The 17,061-nt window shown below is 68.0% G+C and carries 13 protein-coding genes and 2 riboswitches; of the genes, 6 read left to right on the top strand and 7 right to left on the bottom strand.

Annotation, left to right across the window (positions count from 1 at the left end):
* Positions 1 to 43 precede the first annotated feature (43 nt).
* Positions 44 to 3,604, top strand: a complete 3,561-nt coding sequence (gene tssM, locus AC0IYS_RS16820) for a type VI secretion system membrane subunit TssM (RefSeq protein WP_471706234.1) — start codon at positions 44 to 46, stop codon at positions 3,602 to 3,604.
* A 100-nt stretch (positions 3,605 to 3,704) separates the two neighbouring features.
* Here tssM and AC0IYS_RS16815 read toward each other — a convergent pair whose 3' ends face one another.
* Together AC0IYS_RS16815 and AC0IYS_RS16810 are read right to left on the bottom strand one after the other, a co-directional pair.
* Complete coding sequence (locus AC0IYS_RS16815; protein WP_471706233.1) at positions 3,705 to 4,883, bottom strand: GAF domain-containing protein; 1,179 nt, start codon at positions 4,881 to 4,883, stop codon at positions 3,705 to 3,707.
* The gene (locus tag AC0IYS_RS16810) at positions 4,880 to 5,950 is read right to left on the bottom strand and encodes a serine/threonine-protein kinase (RefSeq protein ID WP_471706231.1); all 1,071 of its coding nucleotides are present in this window, start codon (positions 5,948 to 5,950) and stop codon (positions 4,880 to 4,882) included. The genes AC0IYS_RS16815 and AC0IYS_RS16810 overlap by 4 nt, the downstream gene beginning before the upstream one ends.
* 88 nt (positions 5,951 to 6,038) lie before the next feature.
* On the opposite strand from AC0IYS_RS16810, the gene tagF reads away from it, so the two are divergent.
* Complete coding sequence (gene tagF / locus AC0IYS_RS16805) at positions 6,039 to 6,746, top strand: type VI secretion system-associated protein TagF (protein WP_471706230.1); 708 nt, start codon at positions 6,039 to 6,041, stop codon at positions 6,744 to 6,746.
* 38 nt (positions 6,747 to 6,784) lie between these two features.
* Here tagF and AC0IYS_RS16800 read toward each other — a convergent pair whose 3' ends face one another.
* Genes AC0IYS_RS16800 through AC0IYS_RS16790 form a run of 3 tightly spaced genes read right to left on the bottom strand, consistent with a single transcriptional unit; the run spans position 6,785 to position 9,991 of the window.
* A complete protein-coding gene (locus AC0IYS_RS16800; protein ID WP_471706229.1) occupies positions 6,785 to 7,606 on the bottom strand; it encodes a PP2C family protein-serine/threonine phosphatase in 822 nt (273 codons plus the stop codon).
* A complete protein-coding gene (locus AC0IYS_RS16795) occupies positions 7,603 to 9,105 on the bottom strand; it encodes a serine/threonine-protein kinase (protein ID WP_471706228.1) in 1,503 nt (500 codons plus the stop codon). The genes AC0IYS_RS16800 and AC0IYS_RS16795 overlap by 4 nt, the downstream gene beginning before the upstream one ends.
* Positions 9,106 to 9,112: 7 nt before the next feature.
* Positions 9,113 to 9,991, bottom strand: a complete 879-nt coding sequence (locus tag AC0IYS_RS16790; RefSeq protein ID WP_471706227.1) for a Tll0287-like domain-containing protein — start codon at positions 9,989 to 9,991, stop codon at positions 9,113 to 9,115.
* A gap of 260 nt (positions 9,992 to 10,251) precedes the next feature.
* Between AC0IYS_RS16790 and AC0IYS_RS16785 the strand changes: the two genes are divergently transcribed.
* The 3 genes from AC0IYS_RS16785 (at position 10,252) to AC0IYS_RS16775 (ending at position 14,461) form a co-directional block, all read left to right on the top strand.
* The gene (locus tag AC0IYS_RS16785) at positions 10,252 to 12,297 is read left to right on the top strand and encodes a sensor histidine kinase (protein ID WP_471706226.1); all 2,046 of its coding nucleotides are present in this window, start codon (positions 10,252 to 10,254) and stop codon (positions 12,295 to 12,297) included.
* Positions 12,298 to 12,305: 8 nt separating this feature from the next.
* Entirely contained in the window at positions 12,306 to 13,004 is a 699-nt protein-coding gene (locus AC0IYS_RS16780; protein ID WP_471706225.1) for a LuxR C-terminal-related transcriptional regulator, read from the top strand.
* A 101-nt stretch (positions 13,005 to 13,105) separates the two neighbouring features.
* Positions 13,106 to 14,461, top strand: coding sequence for a 3-oxoacyl-ACP reductase (locus AC0IYS_RS16775; protein ID WP_471706224.1), 1,356 nt, complete (start codon positions 13,106 to 13,108; stop codon positions 14,459 to 14,461).
* Positions 14,462 to 14,498: 37 nt separating this feature from the next.
* Here the strand turns inward: AC0IYS_RS16775 and AC0IYS_RS16770 are convergent, their stop codons facing one another.
* Together AC0IYS_RS16770 and AC0IYS_RS16765 are read right to left on the bottom strand one after the other, a co-directional pair.
* Positions 14,499 to 15,032 carry an ankyrin repeat domain-containing protein gene (locus tag AC0IYS_RS16770; protein ID WP_471706223.1) on the bottom strand — a complete coding sequence of 178 codons (534 nt, stop codon included), beginning with the start codon at positions 15,030 to 15,032 and terminating at the stop codon, positions 14,499 to 14,501.
* A gap of 55 nt (positions 15,033 to 15,087) precedes the next feature.
* Positions 15,088 to 15,390 (bottom strand): hypothetical protein, encoded by a 303-nt coding sequence (locus AC0IYS_RS16765; protein ID WP_471706222.1) that lies wholly within the window; start codon positions 15,388 to 15,390, stop codon positions 15,088 to 15,090.
* Between the two features lie 141 nt (positions 15,391 to 15,531).
* A riboswitch (glycine riboswitch) is annotated at positions 15,532 to 15,632 on the top strand.
* Positions 15,633 to 15,746: riboswitch (glycine riboswitch) on the top strand.
* Between the two features lie 48 nt (positions 15,747 to 15,794).
* Between AC0IYS_RS16765 and AC0IYS_RS16760 the strand changes: the two genes are divergently transcribed.
* Positions 15,795 to 17,060, top strand: a complete 1,266-nt coding sequence (locus tag AC0IYS_RS16760; RefSeq protein ID WP_471706220.1) for a D-amino acid dehydrogenase — start codon at positions 15,795 to 15,797, stop codon at positions 17,058 to 17,060.
* Position 17,061: the final 1 nt, after the last annotated feature.

The following is a 17,061-nucleotide window of genomic DNA, read 5'->3' as shown; positions in this document are numbered from 1 at the left end:
TCAAAACATTGACAACTTTTGTGGGCCGCCCGGGCGGAAGACTATGAAACGACTATTCTCCTGGCTGATGAAGCGCTGGGTGCTGTCCCTGCTCGGCGTGCTGCTTGTCTCGCTGCTGGTATGGTTCGAGGGGCCGCTGTTCGCCTTCGACGGCAATGCGCCGCTGGAGCCGGCCGGCGCGCGCTGGTTCATCATTTTGTTGTTGCTGTCCATATGGGCTGCCTACTTCCTCTGGAAGTTGATCGCCGCCAGGCTGGCCAACCGGCGCTTGATGGCCAGCCTCGCGCCGCCGGAAGAAAACAAGGCCGGCGACACCACGCAGCCCACGGAAGCGCTGCGCGAACAGGCCTTGCTGGCGACGCGCATGCGCCAGGCGATGGACGCCCTGCGCAAGGCCGCGCCGGGCAAGAAGCAGTGGAACGGCCAGTATCTATACCAGCTGCCGTGGTATATGTTCGTCGGCGCGCCGGGCAGCGGCAAGACCACCACCTTGCTGCACTCCGGATTGCAGTTTCCGTTGGCCGACACCCTGGGGCCCGGCGCGATCGGCGGCGTGGGCGGCACGCGCCATTGCGACTGGTGGTTCACCGACGAGGCGGTGCTGCTGGACACGGCGGGCCGCTACACCACCCAGGACAGCGACGGCGCGCTCGACCAGGCCGGCTGGAGCGGCTTTCTCGGTCTGCTGAAAAAGCACCGGCCACGGCGTCCGATCAATGGCGTCATCGTCGCGCTGAGCGTGGCCGATCTTTTGCAGCAGGGGCCCGCCGGACGGCAGTCGCAGGCGCTGGCGATCCGCGCCCGCATCAAGGAGTTGCATGAGCGCCTGGGCAGCAGCTTCCCGATCTATGTCACCGTCACCAAATGCGATCTGCTGGCCGGCTTCGTCGAGTTTTTCGATGGCCTTGGCCGGGAAGAACGCGCACAGGTCTGGGGCATGACGTTTGCGGCGGGCGTGGAGGACCAAACCGGCCGTGCCCTGGCCAGTTTCCCGCAGCGTTTCCAGGCGCTGGAGCGGCAATTGCAGGTGCGTGTGCTCGAACGCGTGCAGCATGAGCGCGACTTGCAGCGGCGCGCGCTGGTCTACCGCTTCCCGCAGCAGTTCGCCGCCATCGGCGAGGTGTTGGGCGGCTTTCTCAACGAGGTGTTCCAGTCGACGCGCTTCGAGCAGGCGGCACTGCTGCGCGGTGTGTACTTCACCAGCGGCACGCAGGAGGGCAGTCCGATCGACCGCGTGATGGTGTCGCTGGCGTCGGCGTTCGGACTCGATCGCAAGGTGCTGGCGCCCAACGCGGCCAGCGGCCGCAGTTATTTCATCACCTATCTGCTGCGGGAATTGATGTTCAAGGAGGCCGGGCTGGCCGGCACCGACCGTGACTTCGAGCGCCGCCGCCGGCGCCTGCGCTGGCTGGCCGGCGGACTGGCGGGCGTGCTGCTGGTGTTGACGGCCGCCGGCCTGGCCACCAGCTATGTGCGCAACCAGCGCTATGTCGACGAGATGGCGGTGCGCGCGGCACAACTGGAGAAAATGGCGCAATCGGCGCCGCCGCAGGGCAGTGTGGTGGCGCTGCTGCCGCTGTTGCACGCGGCGCGCGATCTGCCGGGCGGCTATGCCCAGCGCGGCGACGGCGTGCCGCTGCTGAACCGTTTTGGACTCAATCAGGCCGACAAGCTCGGGGCGGGCGCCCGTACCGTCTACCGGCGCCTGCTGCGCGCCACGCTGCTGCCGCGCGTCGCCAGCCGTCTCGAAGATGTGCTGCGCCGCGGCGACGCCAACAACCAGGAACTGCTGTACGAAACCTTGCGCGTCTACCTGATGCTGGGCCAGCCGAGTCACCTGGATGCCGAGTCGGTGCAGGCCTGGCTGGGCTTCGACTGGAGCCGCAACCTGCCCGACGCCGACGCCGAGCAGCGCGACCAGCTGTCGGCCCACGTCGCCGCGATGCTTGATGCCGATGGCGCCGACAGCGCCGAGCCGCCCGTGCTCGATGCCGCGCTGATCGCCCAGACGCGACTGACCCTGGCGATGATGCCGTTGCCGCAGCGCGTCTACAACCGGATCAAACGACAGGTGGCGCAGGCGCGCCTGCCGGAGTTCAGCGTCAATCGGGCGGCGGGACGCGACGTCTCGCCGCTGCTGGCGCGCGGCAGCGGCGAGCCGCTCACGCGCGGCATCCCCGGTGTGTACAGCGTCGCCGGTTACCGCGAGCTGCTCAAACAGCTGCCGCAGGCCATGCTCGATATCGCCAAGGACAGCTGGGTGCTGGACCGGCGCGAGGCCGAGGGCGCGCTGGCGGCCGCCGGCGGCGAGCAAATGCGCGCGGCGGTGCTGCAGCTGTACTACGCCGACTACATCCGGCAATGGGACGGCTTGCTGGCCGATGTGCGCATCGTGCCATTTTCCAGCCTTGAGCAGGGTGCGCGCGTCACCAACGCGCTGGCGTTGCCCGATTCGCCGCTGCGTGCCCTGTTGCAGGCGGCCGCGCGCGAGACCCGGCTCGATGGCGCCGGCGCCAAGCCGACGGCCGCCGCGCTCGACGAAGCGGTGCGCGGCAAACTGGCCGCCGCGCGCCGCAAGCTCGAATCGGCGCTGGGCGCCGAGGATGCGCCGCCGCCCGAGGCCAAGGCGGCCAATCCGGTCGACCAGCATTTTGAGGCGCTGCACAAGCTGGTCGGCGCCCCGGGCGCGGCTGGCCCGGCGCCGCTCGATGCGTTGCTGGCGATGCTGAAGGACGCGTCGCAGTACTTCGATGCCGCCGATGGCGCGCGCCGGGCGGGAACGCCGCCGCCGCCGGCCGATGTCATGCAGCGCCTCAAGCGCGAGGCCGACGGCAAGCCGGCGCCGCTTGGCGGCATGCTGAAAAATATCGACAGCGCCGGCGCCGGCCTCACCGTGGGCGGCGAGCGGGCGCGCTTGCAATCGCTGTGGAACGCGGACGGCGGACCGTTCTGCCAGGATGCCATCGCCGGCCGTTATCCGCTGGCGCGCGGCGCGGCAAAGGAGGTGACGCCCGACGATTTCGGGCGGTTTTTTGGTCCGGGTGGGGTGATGGATGATTTCTTCGCCAAGAACTTGGCGGCCCAGGTGGATATGGGCGGGGCGCAGTGGAAATGGCGCGATGGCGGCGCGGCGGCGGGATTGCCGCAGGAGGTGCTGAACCAGTTCCAGCGCGCGGCGCGGGTGCGGGAGATGTTTTTTGTCGCGGGCGGGCGGCAGCCGTCGCTGCGGTTCGAGCTGGCGGCGCTGGGCGCGGATGCGGCGTTTAGCAAGATTAGTTTTGATATCGATGGGCAGCCGGTGTTGTACGCCGCCGGCGCGGTGGGGCGGCCGGTGCCTATTTCGCTTCCGAGTGGTAAGGCCGGAGGGCAGATGCACCTGGAGGCGACGCCGGCGTTGAAGGCGGATTTGCGTAGCGATGGGCCTTGGGCATGGTTTCGCATGCTCGACAAGGGCGTGCTGGAGCCGAGCGCGCAGGGGGAGCGGTACAAACTGACCTTCGACCTTGAGGGCCGCAAGGTTGTGTATCAACTGACAGCGAGCAGTGTTGTGAATCCGTTCAGGCGGGAGGCGCTGGAGCAGTTCCGGTGCCCGGCGGGGTGGTGAAGCTTGAGAAAATCTAAAACACGTAGGGCGGATTAGGCGGAACGCCGTAATCCGCCATCTTTGAGCCGCCGACGGCGCGTGCATGGCGGATTACGCTTCGCTAATCCGCCCTACGTGTTTCAGAAAGAAGCACGCCGCTCACCTGAAAGCGTATTTCGCCAGGGGCGTCCCCGGGCGTCGTTTCGATGTGCAACTGGCGGATGCCGTGTCGGTGCGCCTGCTGCGCGAGGCCGGCCACCACTTCGGCCAAGTCGGCCGGCATCGGCGCCGGCGCCACCGGCGGCTCGTCGCCAAAAAACTGCTCCACCATCGAGCCGAATTCGCGCCGCGTGGTCACGCACCATACCGGCCGCACGCCGGGAAAGGCGCGGGCGACGGCGCCGTCGGCGCGCGCCTGGTCCGGATCGACCGCGAGAACGAACAGGCCGTTGCCGCCGTCGACGATGGGCATCCATTGTTGCCGCAGCACGTCGGCGCGCTGGAACTGCTCCAGCAGCCGCACCGGGCGCCGGTGGGCGCGGTCGAAGGTGAAGTAGGGCATGGAGTAGAAGTCGGCCAGCGCCCGTCCCACCAGCACTGTCTTGATGCCGAAGTCGTCGATCAGCACATCCTCGATGTCGCGCCCGGCGACGGTCAGCCGCATTGCCTGGTCGAGTTGGGCGCGCGACAACAACGCTTCCGGGATCAGCGCGGCGAAGCGTCCGCGCTCGCGCCGCGCGGCCTTGCCGCCGCCTCCATTGGCGAACGCGCCCGCCAGCAGGCGCGCCAGCTCGCGCACGCCGTCTTCGATCAGTGGCGGGAACGGCCCGCCGTGGCGGTTGTTGATCAGCTGGACCACGCCCAGCACGGCCCCGCCGCCGTCGACGATGGGCGCGACCAGCATTTCGCGCGTGCGGTAGCCGGTGCGCCGGTCCACACCCAACTGAAAACGCAGCGCCTGAGCGTGGCTGCGCAGCTCCTCCTCGTCGTAGACGTCGCGCAGGTTCAGCGTGCGCCCCGTCAGCGCCGCATAGCCGGCGATGCTGTCGGCCGAAATCGGCAATTTGAGCTGCTTGAACGACGCCAGGCCGGTCTTGAGCTTGGACACCAGGCTGGCCTTGTCCTCGCCCAGCGCGTAGATGCTCAGGCGGTCCGCGCCAAACAGCTCGCAGATGCCGGCCGACAGGTTGAGCATGATGTCGTCGATGTCGCCGGTGGCGCCGATGCTGTCGCCGACACTGCGCAGTTGCGGCAAAAAGGCGGCGCGGCACGCGGCGTCGTCGGTGGGCCCGGCGCTCATGGCGAGCGTCCCCGCGGTGGCGCCACGATGGTGGCGTCGGCGTCATTGGCTTGCGTCGCCAGTAACGTGGCCTCGAGGTCGCTGCATGGCGGCGTCGGCGGCGTCGGCGGCGTTGCCTCGGGCCGGTCGCGCGCCGGCGGCGCCTCCACCGTCTGGTCCTCATCCGGCGCCGTCAGGAAGGGGTTGACGCCGTGCAGGCGCGGCGGAATGGTGGCGTTGGCGGCGATGCGCTCGCCATTGAGCGCGCGCTGCAGGTCTTCGCGGAAGGCGCGGGCATCCGGGTAGCGGTCGTGCGGGCGTTTGGCCAGCGCGCGCAGCACGATGCGGTCGAAAACCGGATCGAGCGCGGGACTGAGCATGCTTGGCAACACGGGCTGCTCGTGCAGGATGTTCTGCTGCAGCGCGAACAGGCCCTGGCCACGAAACGGTTTTTGCGCTGTCAGGAACTGGTACAGGATGATGCCGACGGCGAAAATGTCCGAGCTCGGACCGGCGCCCTGGCCGGCGATCTGCTCTGGCGACATGTAGCTGGGAGTGCCGACCAGTGTGCCGACTTCGTCGACCGCCGCGCTTTCCAGGCAGGCCACGCCGAAGTCGGTGAGCTTTACGCGCAGCTGGGCGCCGAGCATGATGTTGGCGGGCTTGATGTCGCGGTGGATCACGCCGTTCTGGTGCGCGTAGGCCACCGCGTCGAGCAGCTCGCATGTCATGCGCACCGCGTCGGCCAAGGTAAATTCGAGCGAAAAGGACTGGTTCTCGTCGAAGTAGTCGCCCAGCTCCTCGCCGGCGATCAGTTCCATCACAAGGTAGGCGATGCCGTTTTCCTCGCCGAAGTCGTACACGGTGACGATGTTCGGATGGTTCAGGCGCGCCACCGCCCGCGCCTCCCGTACGAAGCGCTCCGAATAGTCGGCACGCTGTTCGGCGTCGAGGTGGGTGGTTTCGACGACCTTGATGGCGACGCGCCGGTTCAGCTTTGGATCGAGGCCCAGGTACACCAGGCCCATGGCGCCGCGCCCGAGCAAGCGTTGTAGTTCATACCGGCCAAGTTGCTTTAATTCGTTCATGGACGTTGCCCTATCGGGTATAGTGGTCGGGACCAAACCAAGCGGTTTGCCACATGGGCCGCGGCGTTTTAACCATCAACGAGGCATCATGGCTTGGGAAAATAATGTAGAGCGTACGGGCTTCTTCGGCAAGGTCACCAGCCATGGCGACTTCGTCACGCGCCGGCTGGCGCCGGAGTTCCAGCAGCCATGGGACGCCTGGTTGCAAGCGGGACTTCAACACAGCAAGGCGGCGCTGGGCGCCGGCTGGCTGGCCACATATCTCAGTAGTCCGATCTGGCGCTTCGCGCTGGCGCCGGGTGTATGCGGCGTGCAGGGGCGGGCCGGCCTGCTGATGCCCAGCGTGGACCGGGTCGGGCGCCATTTTCCGCTGACGCTGGCGCGCGCGCTCGATACCGCCGCGCCGCTGGCCGATTGCGTGACGGCGCATCATCGCTGGTATGCGGAACTGGAGTCGCTGGCGCTGTCGTCGCTGGAGGAAGACTTTTCGCTCGATGCGTTCGACGCCGCCGTCGAGGCGCTGGCGCCACCACCGGCATTGGCCGGGGCGCCGGGGACCACGGTGGTTGCGCTGGACGGCATCGCGCCGCCCGCGCTCGCGCAGACGCGGGCCGATGGCGGCGGCGTGGTCGCGTCCATCGCCGCCGCCGCGCTGTCGGGACACTGCCTGTGGTGGACCGACGGTTCGCCCCAGGTGGCGCCTTGCCTGGTTCTCAGCCGCGGCCTGCCGCCCGCCGGCGCCTTCGCGGCGCTGCTCGATGGCGACTGGCGCGGCCACGGCTGGCCCGGCGCCTGACGGATGGCCACTCATATTGTGCATGACGGCGATGACGTTCATGGCGGGCAGCAGGTGAGCAGCACGGTGACGTTGTCACGCCCGCCGTAGCGCGTGGCCAGCGCGATCAGGCGCGCGCAGTCGGCATCGAGCGTGGCGGCGCTGGCGCCGGCCAGCACCTGTTCGATTTCCCCGTGCGGCACGGCGCCGTGCAAGCCGTCGCTGCACAGCATCAGCACATCGCCCGGCCGCACCACCTGCGAGCGCACCTCCGGCGACACCCGTTGCGACGGTCCCACCGCCTGCAGCAGCAGGTTCCTGGCCGGCAGGTTGTCGAACATGCCCGAGTCGAGCGCTTGCTGGTACAAGGTCTGGTCGCGCGTCAGCTGTTCGAGCCGGCCGCCGCGCTGGAGGTACAAGCGGCTGTCGCCAACGTTGAACAGCACCAGCGCGACCGCTCCGGGCGGATACCAGTAGCCGCACAAGGTGGTGCCCATGCCGCCGCCGTCGGCGCAGTTGCGCTCCAGGTTGCGGGCGTACAGCGCGTGGTTGGCGGCATCGATGGCGTCGTGCAGCAAGGCCACCGCGCGCATGTCGAGGTCCGACCACGTCGCGTCGGCGTCGGCGCTGTCGAACGGCGTTCCCTGGCCGCCGTGCCGGCGCAGATAGTCGCGCAGCGCCGTCAGCGCGCCGGCGCTGGCCACTTCGCCGGCCTGGTGGCCGCCCATGCCGTCGGCGACCATCGCCAGACCCAGTTCGGCGTCGATCAGGAAGTTGTCCTCGTTGCTGTCGCGTACCGGGCCGATGTCGGTGGCGCCCAGCGCCACGCCGATCGCCATCCGGTGCGGACGGGTGTCTGACAGTGGCGTCCGGGCGCTCATGCCGCGACGCCGTTCGCGGCGAGGAAGCGGGCACGCTCGGACGGCGTTTCGATATGCGCGGCCACCAGGCGCAGGAAATCGTCGCGGTCGACGGTCTCCCGGGATGCCCGCCTGACTACCACCCTGGCGATCGGACCGATGATCGCCGTGAGCGTTTGCGCCGTGGCGTCGACGAAGGCTGTGTCGAAGGCGACCGGCGGAACGATCGCCGAGCGGCCTGCCGCAGCGCCGGTGCCGCCGCCGGTTCCGATGCCCGTTGTCGCAGCCGTGCGCAATCCCGCCGACGATGCGCCGGCGCCCATGGTAGCACGCGAGCTGCCCGTTCCGGTGCCGCTGGCGGCAAGCTTGCGCTTCACCAGCGTCACGCCTTGCTGGAATTCGACTTTGCCCAGCTCGGACGGGATGTGCGGCAGCAGCAGGTCGCACAGCTCGTCGATGCCGTCCGCCCTGGTCGCGACTTTCTTGAGCAGGAATTTCGCCATCGGCCCGATCTGGCGCGACAGGATGGTTTCCAGCTCGGGGAAGGCTTCCAGCTTCCATGGCGTCATCGTGAGGCTGCCCGTGCCCGTGCTCCCGTCGCCGCCGGGCACAGACACCGGCGGCGGGACCCAATTGGCGCGCACGTCGGAGGCCAGCACCGTGCGGTCGGCATCGGCCAGCGCCGCGGTGTCCTGGGAGGCGGCGCCGGCGCGCCCCAGGGCGGACAGGTCGTCGAGAAAAGCGCGCGCCGAAGGATAGCGCTCGTCCGGCGCCTTGGCCATGGCCCGTTCGACGAGACGGTCGTAGCCTGTGCCGAGCGTCGCCACCAGTTGCGACGGCGGCGCCGGTATCTCATTGAGAATCTGCTGCATCACGATGGTGGGCGAGCCGACGAACGGCCGCACCCCCGTCAGCAGCTGGTACAGCAGCACCCCGGCCGAGAACACGTCGGAGCGGCCGTCCACGGTTTCGCCACGAAACTGCTCGGGCGACATGTAGCTGGGCGTGCCGATCATCGATCCGGTCTGCGTCAGCGTCGACGATTCGATGCGCGCCACGCCAAAGTCGCCCACCTTGACCTGGGCGCTGGACGTGATCAGCAGGTTGGCCGGCTTGATGTCGCGATGGACCACGCCGCGCGCGTGCGCATAGTCGAGTGCCAGCAGCAGGTCGCCCATCCAGGCGTCCACGTGCGCCAGCGCGGTGGGCTGGCCGGCGACCATCAAGGTATTGAGCGGCGTGCCGTCGACGAATTCCATGGCGATGTAGGCGGCGTCGGCGTCCTCGCCGTACTCGTACACGCTGACGATGTTGGGATGCTGCAGGCGGCCGGCGGCCTGCGCCTCGTTCTTGAAACGGCTGATCAGCTCGGCCTGACGGGTGTCGCCGAACAACTCCTTGCGGATCGTCTTGAGCGCGACCACCCGCTCGATGTGCGGATCGAAGGCCTTGTAGACCACCCCCATGGCGCCCTTGCCGAGGGTGGCGTCGATCCGGTATTTCCCCAATTGCGCAAGCATGTCGCGCTTACTCTTCGAGCATTTTCATCGCGCTCGCCAGGCTGGTGCGCATGCGCCCGAAGGAGCGCGCCAGCACCGACAATTCGTCGCTGCCCTTGACGTCGAGCTCCCCGGCGCTGAACTCGCCCATGCTGACCTGGTCGGCCAGGCGCGACATCTGCGTGATGCGGCGCGTGACGAACAGGTGCACCATCAAGTTGAGGGCGATGAACAGGAACACGAAGATGCCCAGCATCGACACCATGTAACTGCGCAGCATGACGCTGGCGCGCCGCAGCGGCACCTCCATCGGCACCGACACCACCTGGGCGCCGATGATCTCCATGTGCTTCCAGCCGAAGCCGTTGTTGCGGCCGTAAATGTCGAGCATGGTCTTGGGGGCGTTGTCGGGCACGCTGTGGCAGCGCAGGCAGGCCGCGTTGGTGATCTGTAGCGGCCGCGCCACATACAGCGCCGGGCCGATCGGCGTGCCGCGCTCGCCCACCATTTCCTTCAGCTCCGGTTTGGCGCGCAAGGTGTTGACGACGTCGGCCTCCCAGTCGGAGGCGCGGTCGCGCAGGTTGGTCGGGTTCAGCGTCGCTTCCTTGTAGCTGAAATCCGGGTAGGACTTGAGCAGATGGTTAAGGTGCTCGGTGGCGGCGTACGAGGGGATCGACTGGGGCAGGAATTCATACTTGAGCTGCATGTCGAGCAGCGGGGCGATCTGGCCCGAGGTGTAGCTGCGCGCGGCGCTGGCCGCTTGCATCAGCACGCGGGCGCTTTCCAGCGTCTCTTCGCGTGCGTTTTGCTGCAGCAAGTGGTTGGTGACGGCGCTGGCGGCGCCGAAGCCGATCGCGAAAATGGTGAGAAAGACGATATTGAATTTCGCGGCGAGCGACAGTTTCATGGTGGGGGCCTCGTTGACATCGACCACTCTACCTCTGAAGCGCCAACCGCGCTGTCACCAGAATTGGGGACAGACCGCGATGTTTAAACTGTGGACATTAATGTTACGATTAAGAATAACATTAATATTTTCTTAATAGTCACTTTTGCCCGGCGTGCAAGCGCTGTTCGAGGCGAACGGGGACTGGGGTTTTTTCATCGGGCGGGGCCAGATTGTATCCACGCACAGCACTATCGCGGCCGCCTCGCCGACGCATCGCCATGCCGCCAGGCAGGCTGGCGGCTTGCCTCAGCATGCTGCTTTTGGGCATGGCCGGTGCCTGCGCCGGGCCCCTGCACCTGACGAAAGCCGAGATGCAGGAAGTCGCAGGCGAGCGCCCCACGCCGGCCGCGGACAAGGTCGACAGCGCCACGTTGCCGGCGGCCTGGCGCACCGTGACACTGCCCTACGCCCACCCGTCGGACGTGCTCGGCCAGGCGCGCGCGGCGCAGGCCGGCAGCGGCGCCAGCGCGCACGAAACGCCCGATACGCCTGACGTGCCGAGCCCCCCCACCGCCGCAGGCCGCTTGGACGTATCTGGCGCCCCCATCGTCACCACCTGGTTCCGCCTGACCTTGCCGGCCGCCGAATCCGGCGCGGGGCGGATGCTGTACTCGGCGCGGGTCAAGGCCTACGGCCCGATCGCCGTCTACGTCGACGGCCGGCTGCGCCACCAACGCCAGCTCGACGGGCCGACTTGGTACTGGCCGCCGTTGTGGCTGGAACTGGGCGGCGACCCGCGCAGCGCGCCGCCGCGCGAGATCCTGTTCCGCATTCAGCACCCGCCCAGCAGCCGCGCGGCGCTCGCCTCTGTGTGGCTGGGAACGACCGACGATATCGGCTGGCGCTACCACGGACGGCAGTGGCTGCAATTGTATCTGCCGCTCATGTGCATCGGCGCCTTCGTCGCCGTCGGCGTGTTTTCCGCCTTTGTCTGGCTGTGGCGCGGCGTCGGCCTGGGCTACGGGCTGTTCACCTTGCTGGCGGCGGCCCAGTTCACGCGCTCGCTGAGCTTTTTCTGCGAGGCGCGGCTGGACAACGACTGGTTCGCCTGGCTCATGCTCAATTCGCTGTTCTGGATGCTGACGCTGGTGCACGCGTTCCAGGAGATGGTGCACGGGCAACGCCAGCGCTGGCTGAGCCGCAGCTTGCTGGCGGTCAACTTTTTTGTCGCCGTGTGCTCGTCGCCGTCGTTGGCGGGCTGGAACACGCCGCTGGTCACGCCGCTGATCTACCTGCTCGCCATCGTGGCCGGCAGCGCCATCACCGTTGCCGGCGTACGGGCGTCATGGCGCCGTTCGCCGGACGCCATGCTGATGTCGGTCGGCGTCGGCCTTTGCGTGTTGTACGGTCTTAACGATTGGGCGCTGCAAAGCAATTTCCTCGGGCCGGAGCACTGGTATCTGGGACCGTATATCAATCTGCAAAATTTCGGCATGCTGTGCTACCTGATGTACCGCCGTTATATCGGCGCGCTGGCGCATGTCGAGCAGAGCAACCTGCAACTGGCGTCGCGCCTGCGCGAGCGCGAGGCCGAGCTGGCATTGAGCTACCAGCGCCTCATCGAGATCGAGCACAGGCAAACGCTCGCCGGCGAACGCCTGCGCCTGATGCAGGACATGCACGACGGCCTCGGCTCGTCGTTGCAAAGCGCGCTGTGGGCGGTCGAGCGCGGCCAGCTCGAGGAGAACGCCATCCCCGACATCCTGCGCGCCTGCATCGACGACCTGCACCTGACGATCGACTCGCTCGAGCCGGTCGAGGCCGATTTGCTGCTGTTGCTGGCGACCTTGCGCTACCGGCTGGGCGAGCGTCTGCGACTGGCCGGCATGCGCCTGCACTGGGCCGTGGCCGACGTGCCGCCGCTCGAATGGATCGATCCGCGCACCGCGCTGCACATCCTGCGCATCTTGCAGGAAGCGTTGAGCAATATCGTCAAGCACACCAACGCCACTGAAATCCGTGTCGCCACCGCGTTCGACGACGACGGCGTGACGGTGTCGATCGCCGACAACGGTCCCGGCTTCGATCTGGCGGCGGCGCGGCAGCGCGGCGGCAAGGGCTTGCTGAACCAACAGCGCCGGGCCGCCGCCATCGGCGGCGCCATCGATTGGGAGGCGGTCGTCGGCGGCGGCACCCGCGTGCTGCTGTGGCTGCCGCTAACGCAACCGCAACCCCAGCCGCTATCGCAACCGCAACCGCAACCGGCACTGCCAACGCACTCGCAACCGACCCTGGCGCCGCCGCGGGTCGCCACACACCACTGAGACAACCCATGATGACCACCACTTCGATCCACCCCATCCGCGTCGGTATCGTCGAGGACGATATGGACTTCCTGCATGCGCTGGAGGGGACCGTGGCCGGCGCGGCCGACATGGTGCTGGCGGCGGCCGCCAGCACGCGCCATGCCGGCCTGCAAATGCTCGACGGACGGGCCTGCGACGTGCTGGTGGTGGACCTGGGCCTGCCGGACGGTTCCGGCATCGATGTCATCGGCGCGGCCGCGTCCCACTGGCCCGATTGCGCGGTCATGGTCAGCACCAATTTCGGCGACGAACTGCATGTGATGCGCGCGATCGAGGCCGGCGCCGCCGGGTATCTGCTCAAGCACACCAAGCCGGGCGGCCTGGCCGACGAGATCCGCAGCATTTTTCAGGGGGGCAGCCCGATCAGCCCGATCATCGCCCGGCAAATGCTGACCCGCTTCCGCCACCTGCCGCCGGTGCGGCAGGCGCTGGCCAGGAGCGCGGCGGATGCCGACGCCCAACCGTTGCGCACCCAGTTGTCGCCCCGCGAGCAGCAGGTGCTGGAGCTGATCACCAAAGGCTTCACCACCGAGGAGATCGCAGGATTGATGGCGGTGTCGAGCCACACCGTGCTGACCTTCATCCGGCGCACCTACCGCAAGCTCAAGGTGAACTCGCGCGCCGAGGCGATCTACGAGGCCAAAATGCTCGGCTTGCTCGACTGAGGCCGGGCCGGCGTCTTGCGGGTGGACGGCAAACCGGGCTGGAACGTCTCCAGCGGCCGGTGCGGGCATAATGCGGTGTTACCCGCACCGAAGAGAATCACATGTCCGATTTGTTAATGCGCTTGAACGGCAACCCGATCACCGGCGCCATCGCCAGGGCCATCGGCCTGCCGAACCCGGTGCCGCTGTCGCGCGAGGCGGGACCGTATGTGGACCGGCCGTTCGATGGCAAACGCGTTTTGTTATGCCGGACGGCCGGCGGCTATGCGGCCGAGGCGATGGCGGCGGCTTTTGTCCGCGCCGGCACGGCGGCGTTGGACGGGCCGGCCGCCGGCGCCGGGCCGCTCGATATCGTCGCGATGGACGCCACCGGTTGCGTGGCGCCGCAGGACTACCGGGCGTTGTACGACGGCTTGCATCCTGTCGTGCGGCGGCTGGTTCGCAATGGCCGGGTGCTGATACTGGCGGCCGATCCCGGCGCCGCGGCCACGCCGGCCGCCGCCGCCGTTGCCCGTGGCGTTGAAGGATTTGTGCGCTCGCTGGCAAAGGAAATCGGCGCCAAAGGTATTACGGTCAATCTCGGCTATGTGGCGCGCGACGCGCTCGACCGCCTGGACGGTCCGCTGCGGTTCTTTTGCGGCGCCCGCACCACCTACGTGACAGGGCAGGCGTTCCACCTGGCGGCCAACGTGGCGGCGCCCGCCAGCATGTCGTCGACGCAGGCGTTGTCCGGCAAGGTCGCGCTGGTGACAGGCGCCGCCAGGGGCATCGGCCTGGCCGTGGTCGAGCGGCTGGCGCAAGAGGGCGCCACCGTCGTCGCGCTCGATGTGCCGGGCGCGGCGGATGCGTTGCACCAGGCCTGCGACCGCTTCGCCGCCGTGCCCTTCCTCGCCGATATCGCCGCGCCGGACAGCGCCGGGCGTCTTGCCGACTTTTTGCTCGAGCGCTTCGGCGGCGTCGACGTCGTGGTCCACAACGCCGGCATCACGCGCGACCGCACGCTGGCCAATATGCAGGAGCATTTCTGGGATCTGGTGGTGCAGGTCAACTTGGCCGCCGTGATCGCGATCGACCAGCGCTTGCTGGAGCGGCGCGTGCTGCGCGACGACGGCCGGATTGTCTGCCTGTCGTCGGTCAGCGGCGTGGCGGGCAATTTCGGGCAGACCAACTACGCCGCGTCCAAGGCCGCGCTGATCGGCTATGTCGCCGCCCAGGCGCCGCTGCTGGCGCCGCGCGGCATCTGCATCAACGCCGTGGCGCCCGGCTTCATCGATACGCCGATGACCGACGCCATGCCCATGGTCGTGCGGGAGATCGGCCGGCGCCTCAATGCCGTCAAGCAGAGCGGGCAGCCGCGCGACGTCGCCGAACTGATCGCGTTCCTCAGCACCCCGGCCGCGTTCGGCATCAGCGGCGCGACCCTGCGCGTGTGCGGGCAAGGCCTGATCGGGGCATGAGGGCGGGAGGGACGGGTCGGGGTCGCCGCAGCGTGGCTTACAGGTTTTTTTCGGCCAGCAGCGCGGCCGTGTCCTTCGCGCCCATCGTCTGCGCCAGCGAGATCGCCGTCATGCCCCGACTGTCGACCGCATCGACGGCCGCGCCGCGCTCGATCAACAGCTTGAGGATATCGGTGCGGTTGAACATGGCCGCCATCATCAGCGGCGTCTTGCCGTCCGGGCTGGCGCCTTCGATGTCGGCGCCATGGGCCAGCAGCAGCTCGGCGATGTCCAGATAGCCTTTGTAGGCCACGCCCGCCAGCGGCGTCTGGCCCTGGTCGTTCGGCACGTTCGGGTCGGCGCCGGCTTCGAGCAGCACGCGCGCCGTGTCCAGGTGGCCGTGATAGCAGGCCAGCATGATCAGGCTGTCGCCTTTCTCATTGCGGAAACTGACGGGCAAGCCCTTGGCCACCATGCCGGCCAGACGTTCCGCGTCGCCGCCGCGCACCAGCGTGAACACGCCGCGTATGAACTCCAGGGTTTCCGCATCCATCACCGGGGCGGGCGACGCCGCCTTTTCATTCTCTGCCATGTCTCGCTTTCATCAAGTTATTTCGGGGTAACGATAAGTATGCCTAAGTTCGATTTTAAGCGATGTACGCTGTCGCACGCGCAGGGCAGGCGCGGGGCATGGCGGATCGCGGCGGGCACAAACCGGCGTGCCGATTGCCGGCGCCGTGCCGGGTCAAGCTGATGGCGGGTTGGGGCCGGGGCGGCGGCGTGGCGCCGGCGGCCGAGCATTCGGCGCAGACGCCGTACAAGGTCAACTCGTGGCGTTCGATGGTAAACCCCTTGGTCGCCAGACTGTCCATATGGCCAGGGCAGCCCTCGATATCGAACACGCGGTCGCATTTCACGCAGTGGAAGTGGTGGCGATGGTGATGCGCCACATGCATTATCTCGTAGCGCGGGTTGGCCAAGTATCCCATCCCACGGCCGGGTTGCCGCGAACCCAATGCGCCGGGTGGGTGCGGGTCGGGTGGATAAGCCGCAATTTTTCAGGTAAGCTACGCCCGTTGTGGCCAAAAGCCACCGCCGTATCGGGAGAGACTGTTCCAGCATCGCGCTGACGGACGGCGCCGAAGGAGCAACCGCCCCGGAAACTCTCAGGCAAAAGGACCGATACAGCACTTTAAACTCTGAAGAGCGGCAGGACTCGGACGTCGTCCACCCGCACCGAAGGAGCAAGCGCTGCCGCCATCGCGGCCCGGCGTGAATCTCTCAGGTCCAGAACAGAGGGGGTGTCTTTGCGCATGTGCGCCGAGACCATCCCCTTTGACGGTCTGGAATCTTCATGAAAACCATCGCAATCATCGGCGGCGGCATCACCGGCGTCACCACCGCCTACGCCCTCGCCAAACGCGGCTTCGCCGTCACCCTGCTCGAACGCCACCGCTACGCGGCGATGGAAACCTCGTTCGCCAACGGCGGCCAGCTGTCCGCCTCCAACGCGGAAGTGTGGAATCACCGGTCCACCATCGCCAAGGGCCTGAAGTGGATGCTGAGGAACGACGCGCCGCTGCTGGTCAATCCAAAGCCGGGCTGGCACAAGCTGTCGTGGTTCGCCCAATTCATCGCCGCCATCCCGCACTACCGCGACAACACGATCGCCACCGCACAGCTGGCGCTGGCGGCGCGCGAACACCTGTTCCAGTGGGCCAGGGACGAAGACATCGCCTTCGACCTCAAGCGCGAAGGCATCCTGCACATCTACCGCGAGCGCGCCGGATTCGAGCACGCGGCGGGCGTGTCGAAGCTGTTGATGCAGGGCGGGCTGGCGCGTCGCGCCGTCACGCCGGAGGAGATGCGCGCCATCGAGCCGACCCTGCGCGGCGACTACTACGGCGGCCACTACACCGTCAGCGACAGCACCGGCGATATCCACAAATTCACCACCGGGCTGGCGCGGGCGGCGCAACGGCTGGGCGCCGAACTGCGCTTCGGCCAGCAGGTGACGGCCATGCGGGCGGGCGCCGACGGCGTCGACATCACCGTCGAGGAGGACGGTTTCAGCACCACCCGCCGCTACGACGCGGTGGTCGTTTGCGCCGGCACCGCCAGCCGCGCGATGGCGGCGATGCTGGGCGACCGCGTCAACGTCTATCCGGTCAAGGGCTATTCGATCACGGTGCACCTGAACGACGCCGCCAGCCAGGCCGCCGCGCCGACCGTCAGCCTGCTCGACGACGAGACCAAGCTGGTGACCAGCCGACTGGGCGACGACCGCTTCCGCGTGGCCGGCACGGCGGAGTTCAATGGGTTCAACCGCGATATCCGGGCCGACCGCATCGCCCCGCTGGTGAAGTGGGTGCAGCAATGCTTCCCGGGGGTGAGCACGCGCAGCGTGACGCCATGGGCCGGGCTGCGGCCGATGATGCCCAATCTGATGCCGCGTGTGGGGCGCGGCAAGGCGCCGACGGTCTTCTACAATACCGGCCACGGGCACCTGGGCTGGACACTGTCGGCGGCGACGGCGGACATCATCGCCGAGACCATCTTCGCCGCGTCGGGGCGGGAGGGCGGGCGGCAAGCGCCCGCGCGGGTCGCGAAAGTGGCCTGAC

It is taken from the genome of Duganella sp. AC237, from assembly GCF_979254035.1.
The sequence above is the reverse complement of the archived record's forward strand: the minus strand, read 5'-3'. Positions and strand labels throughout refer to the sequence as shown.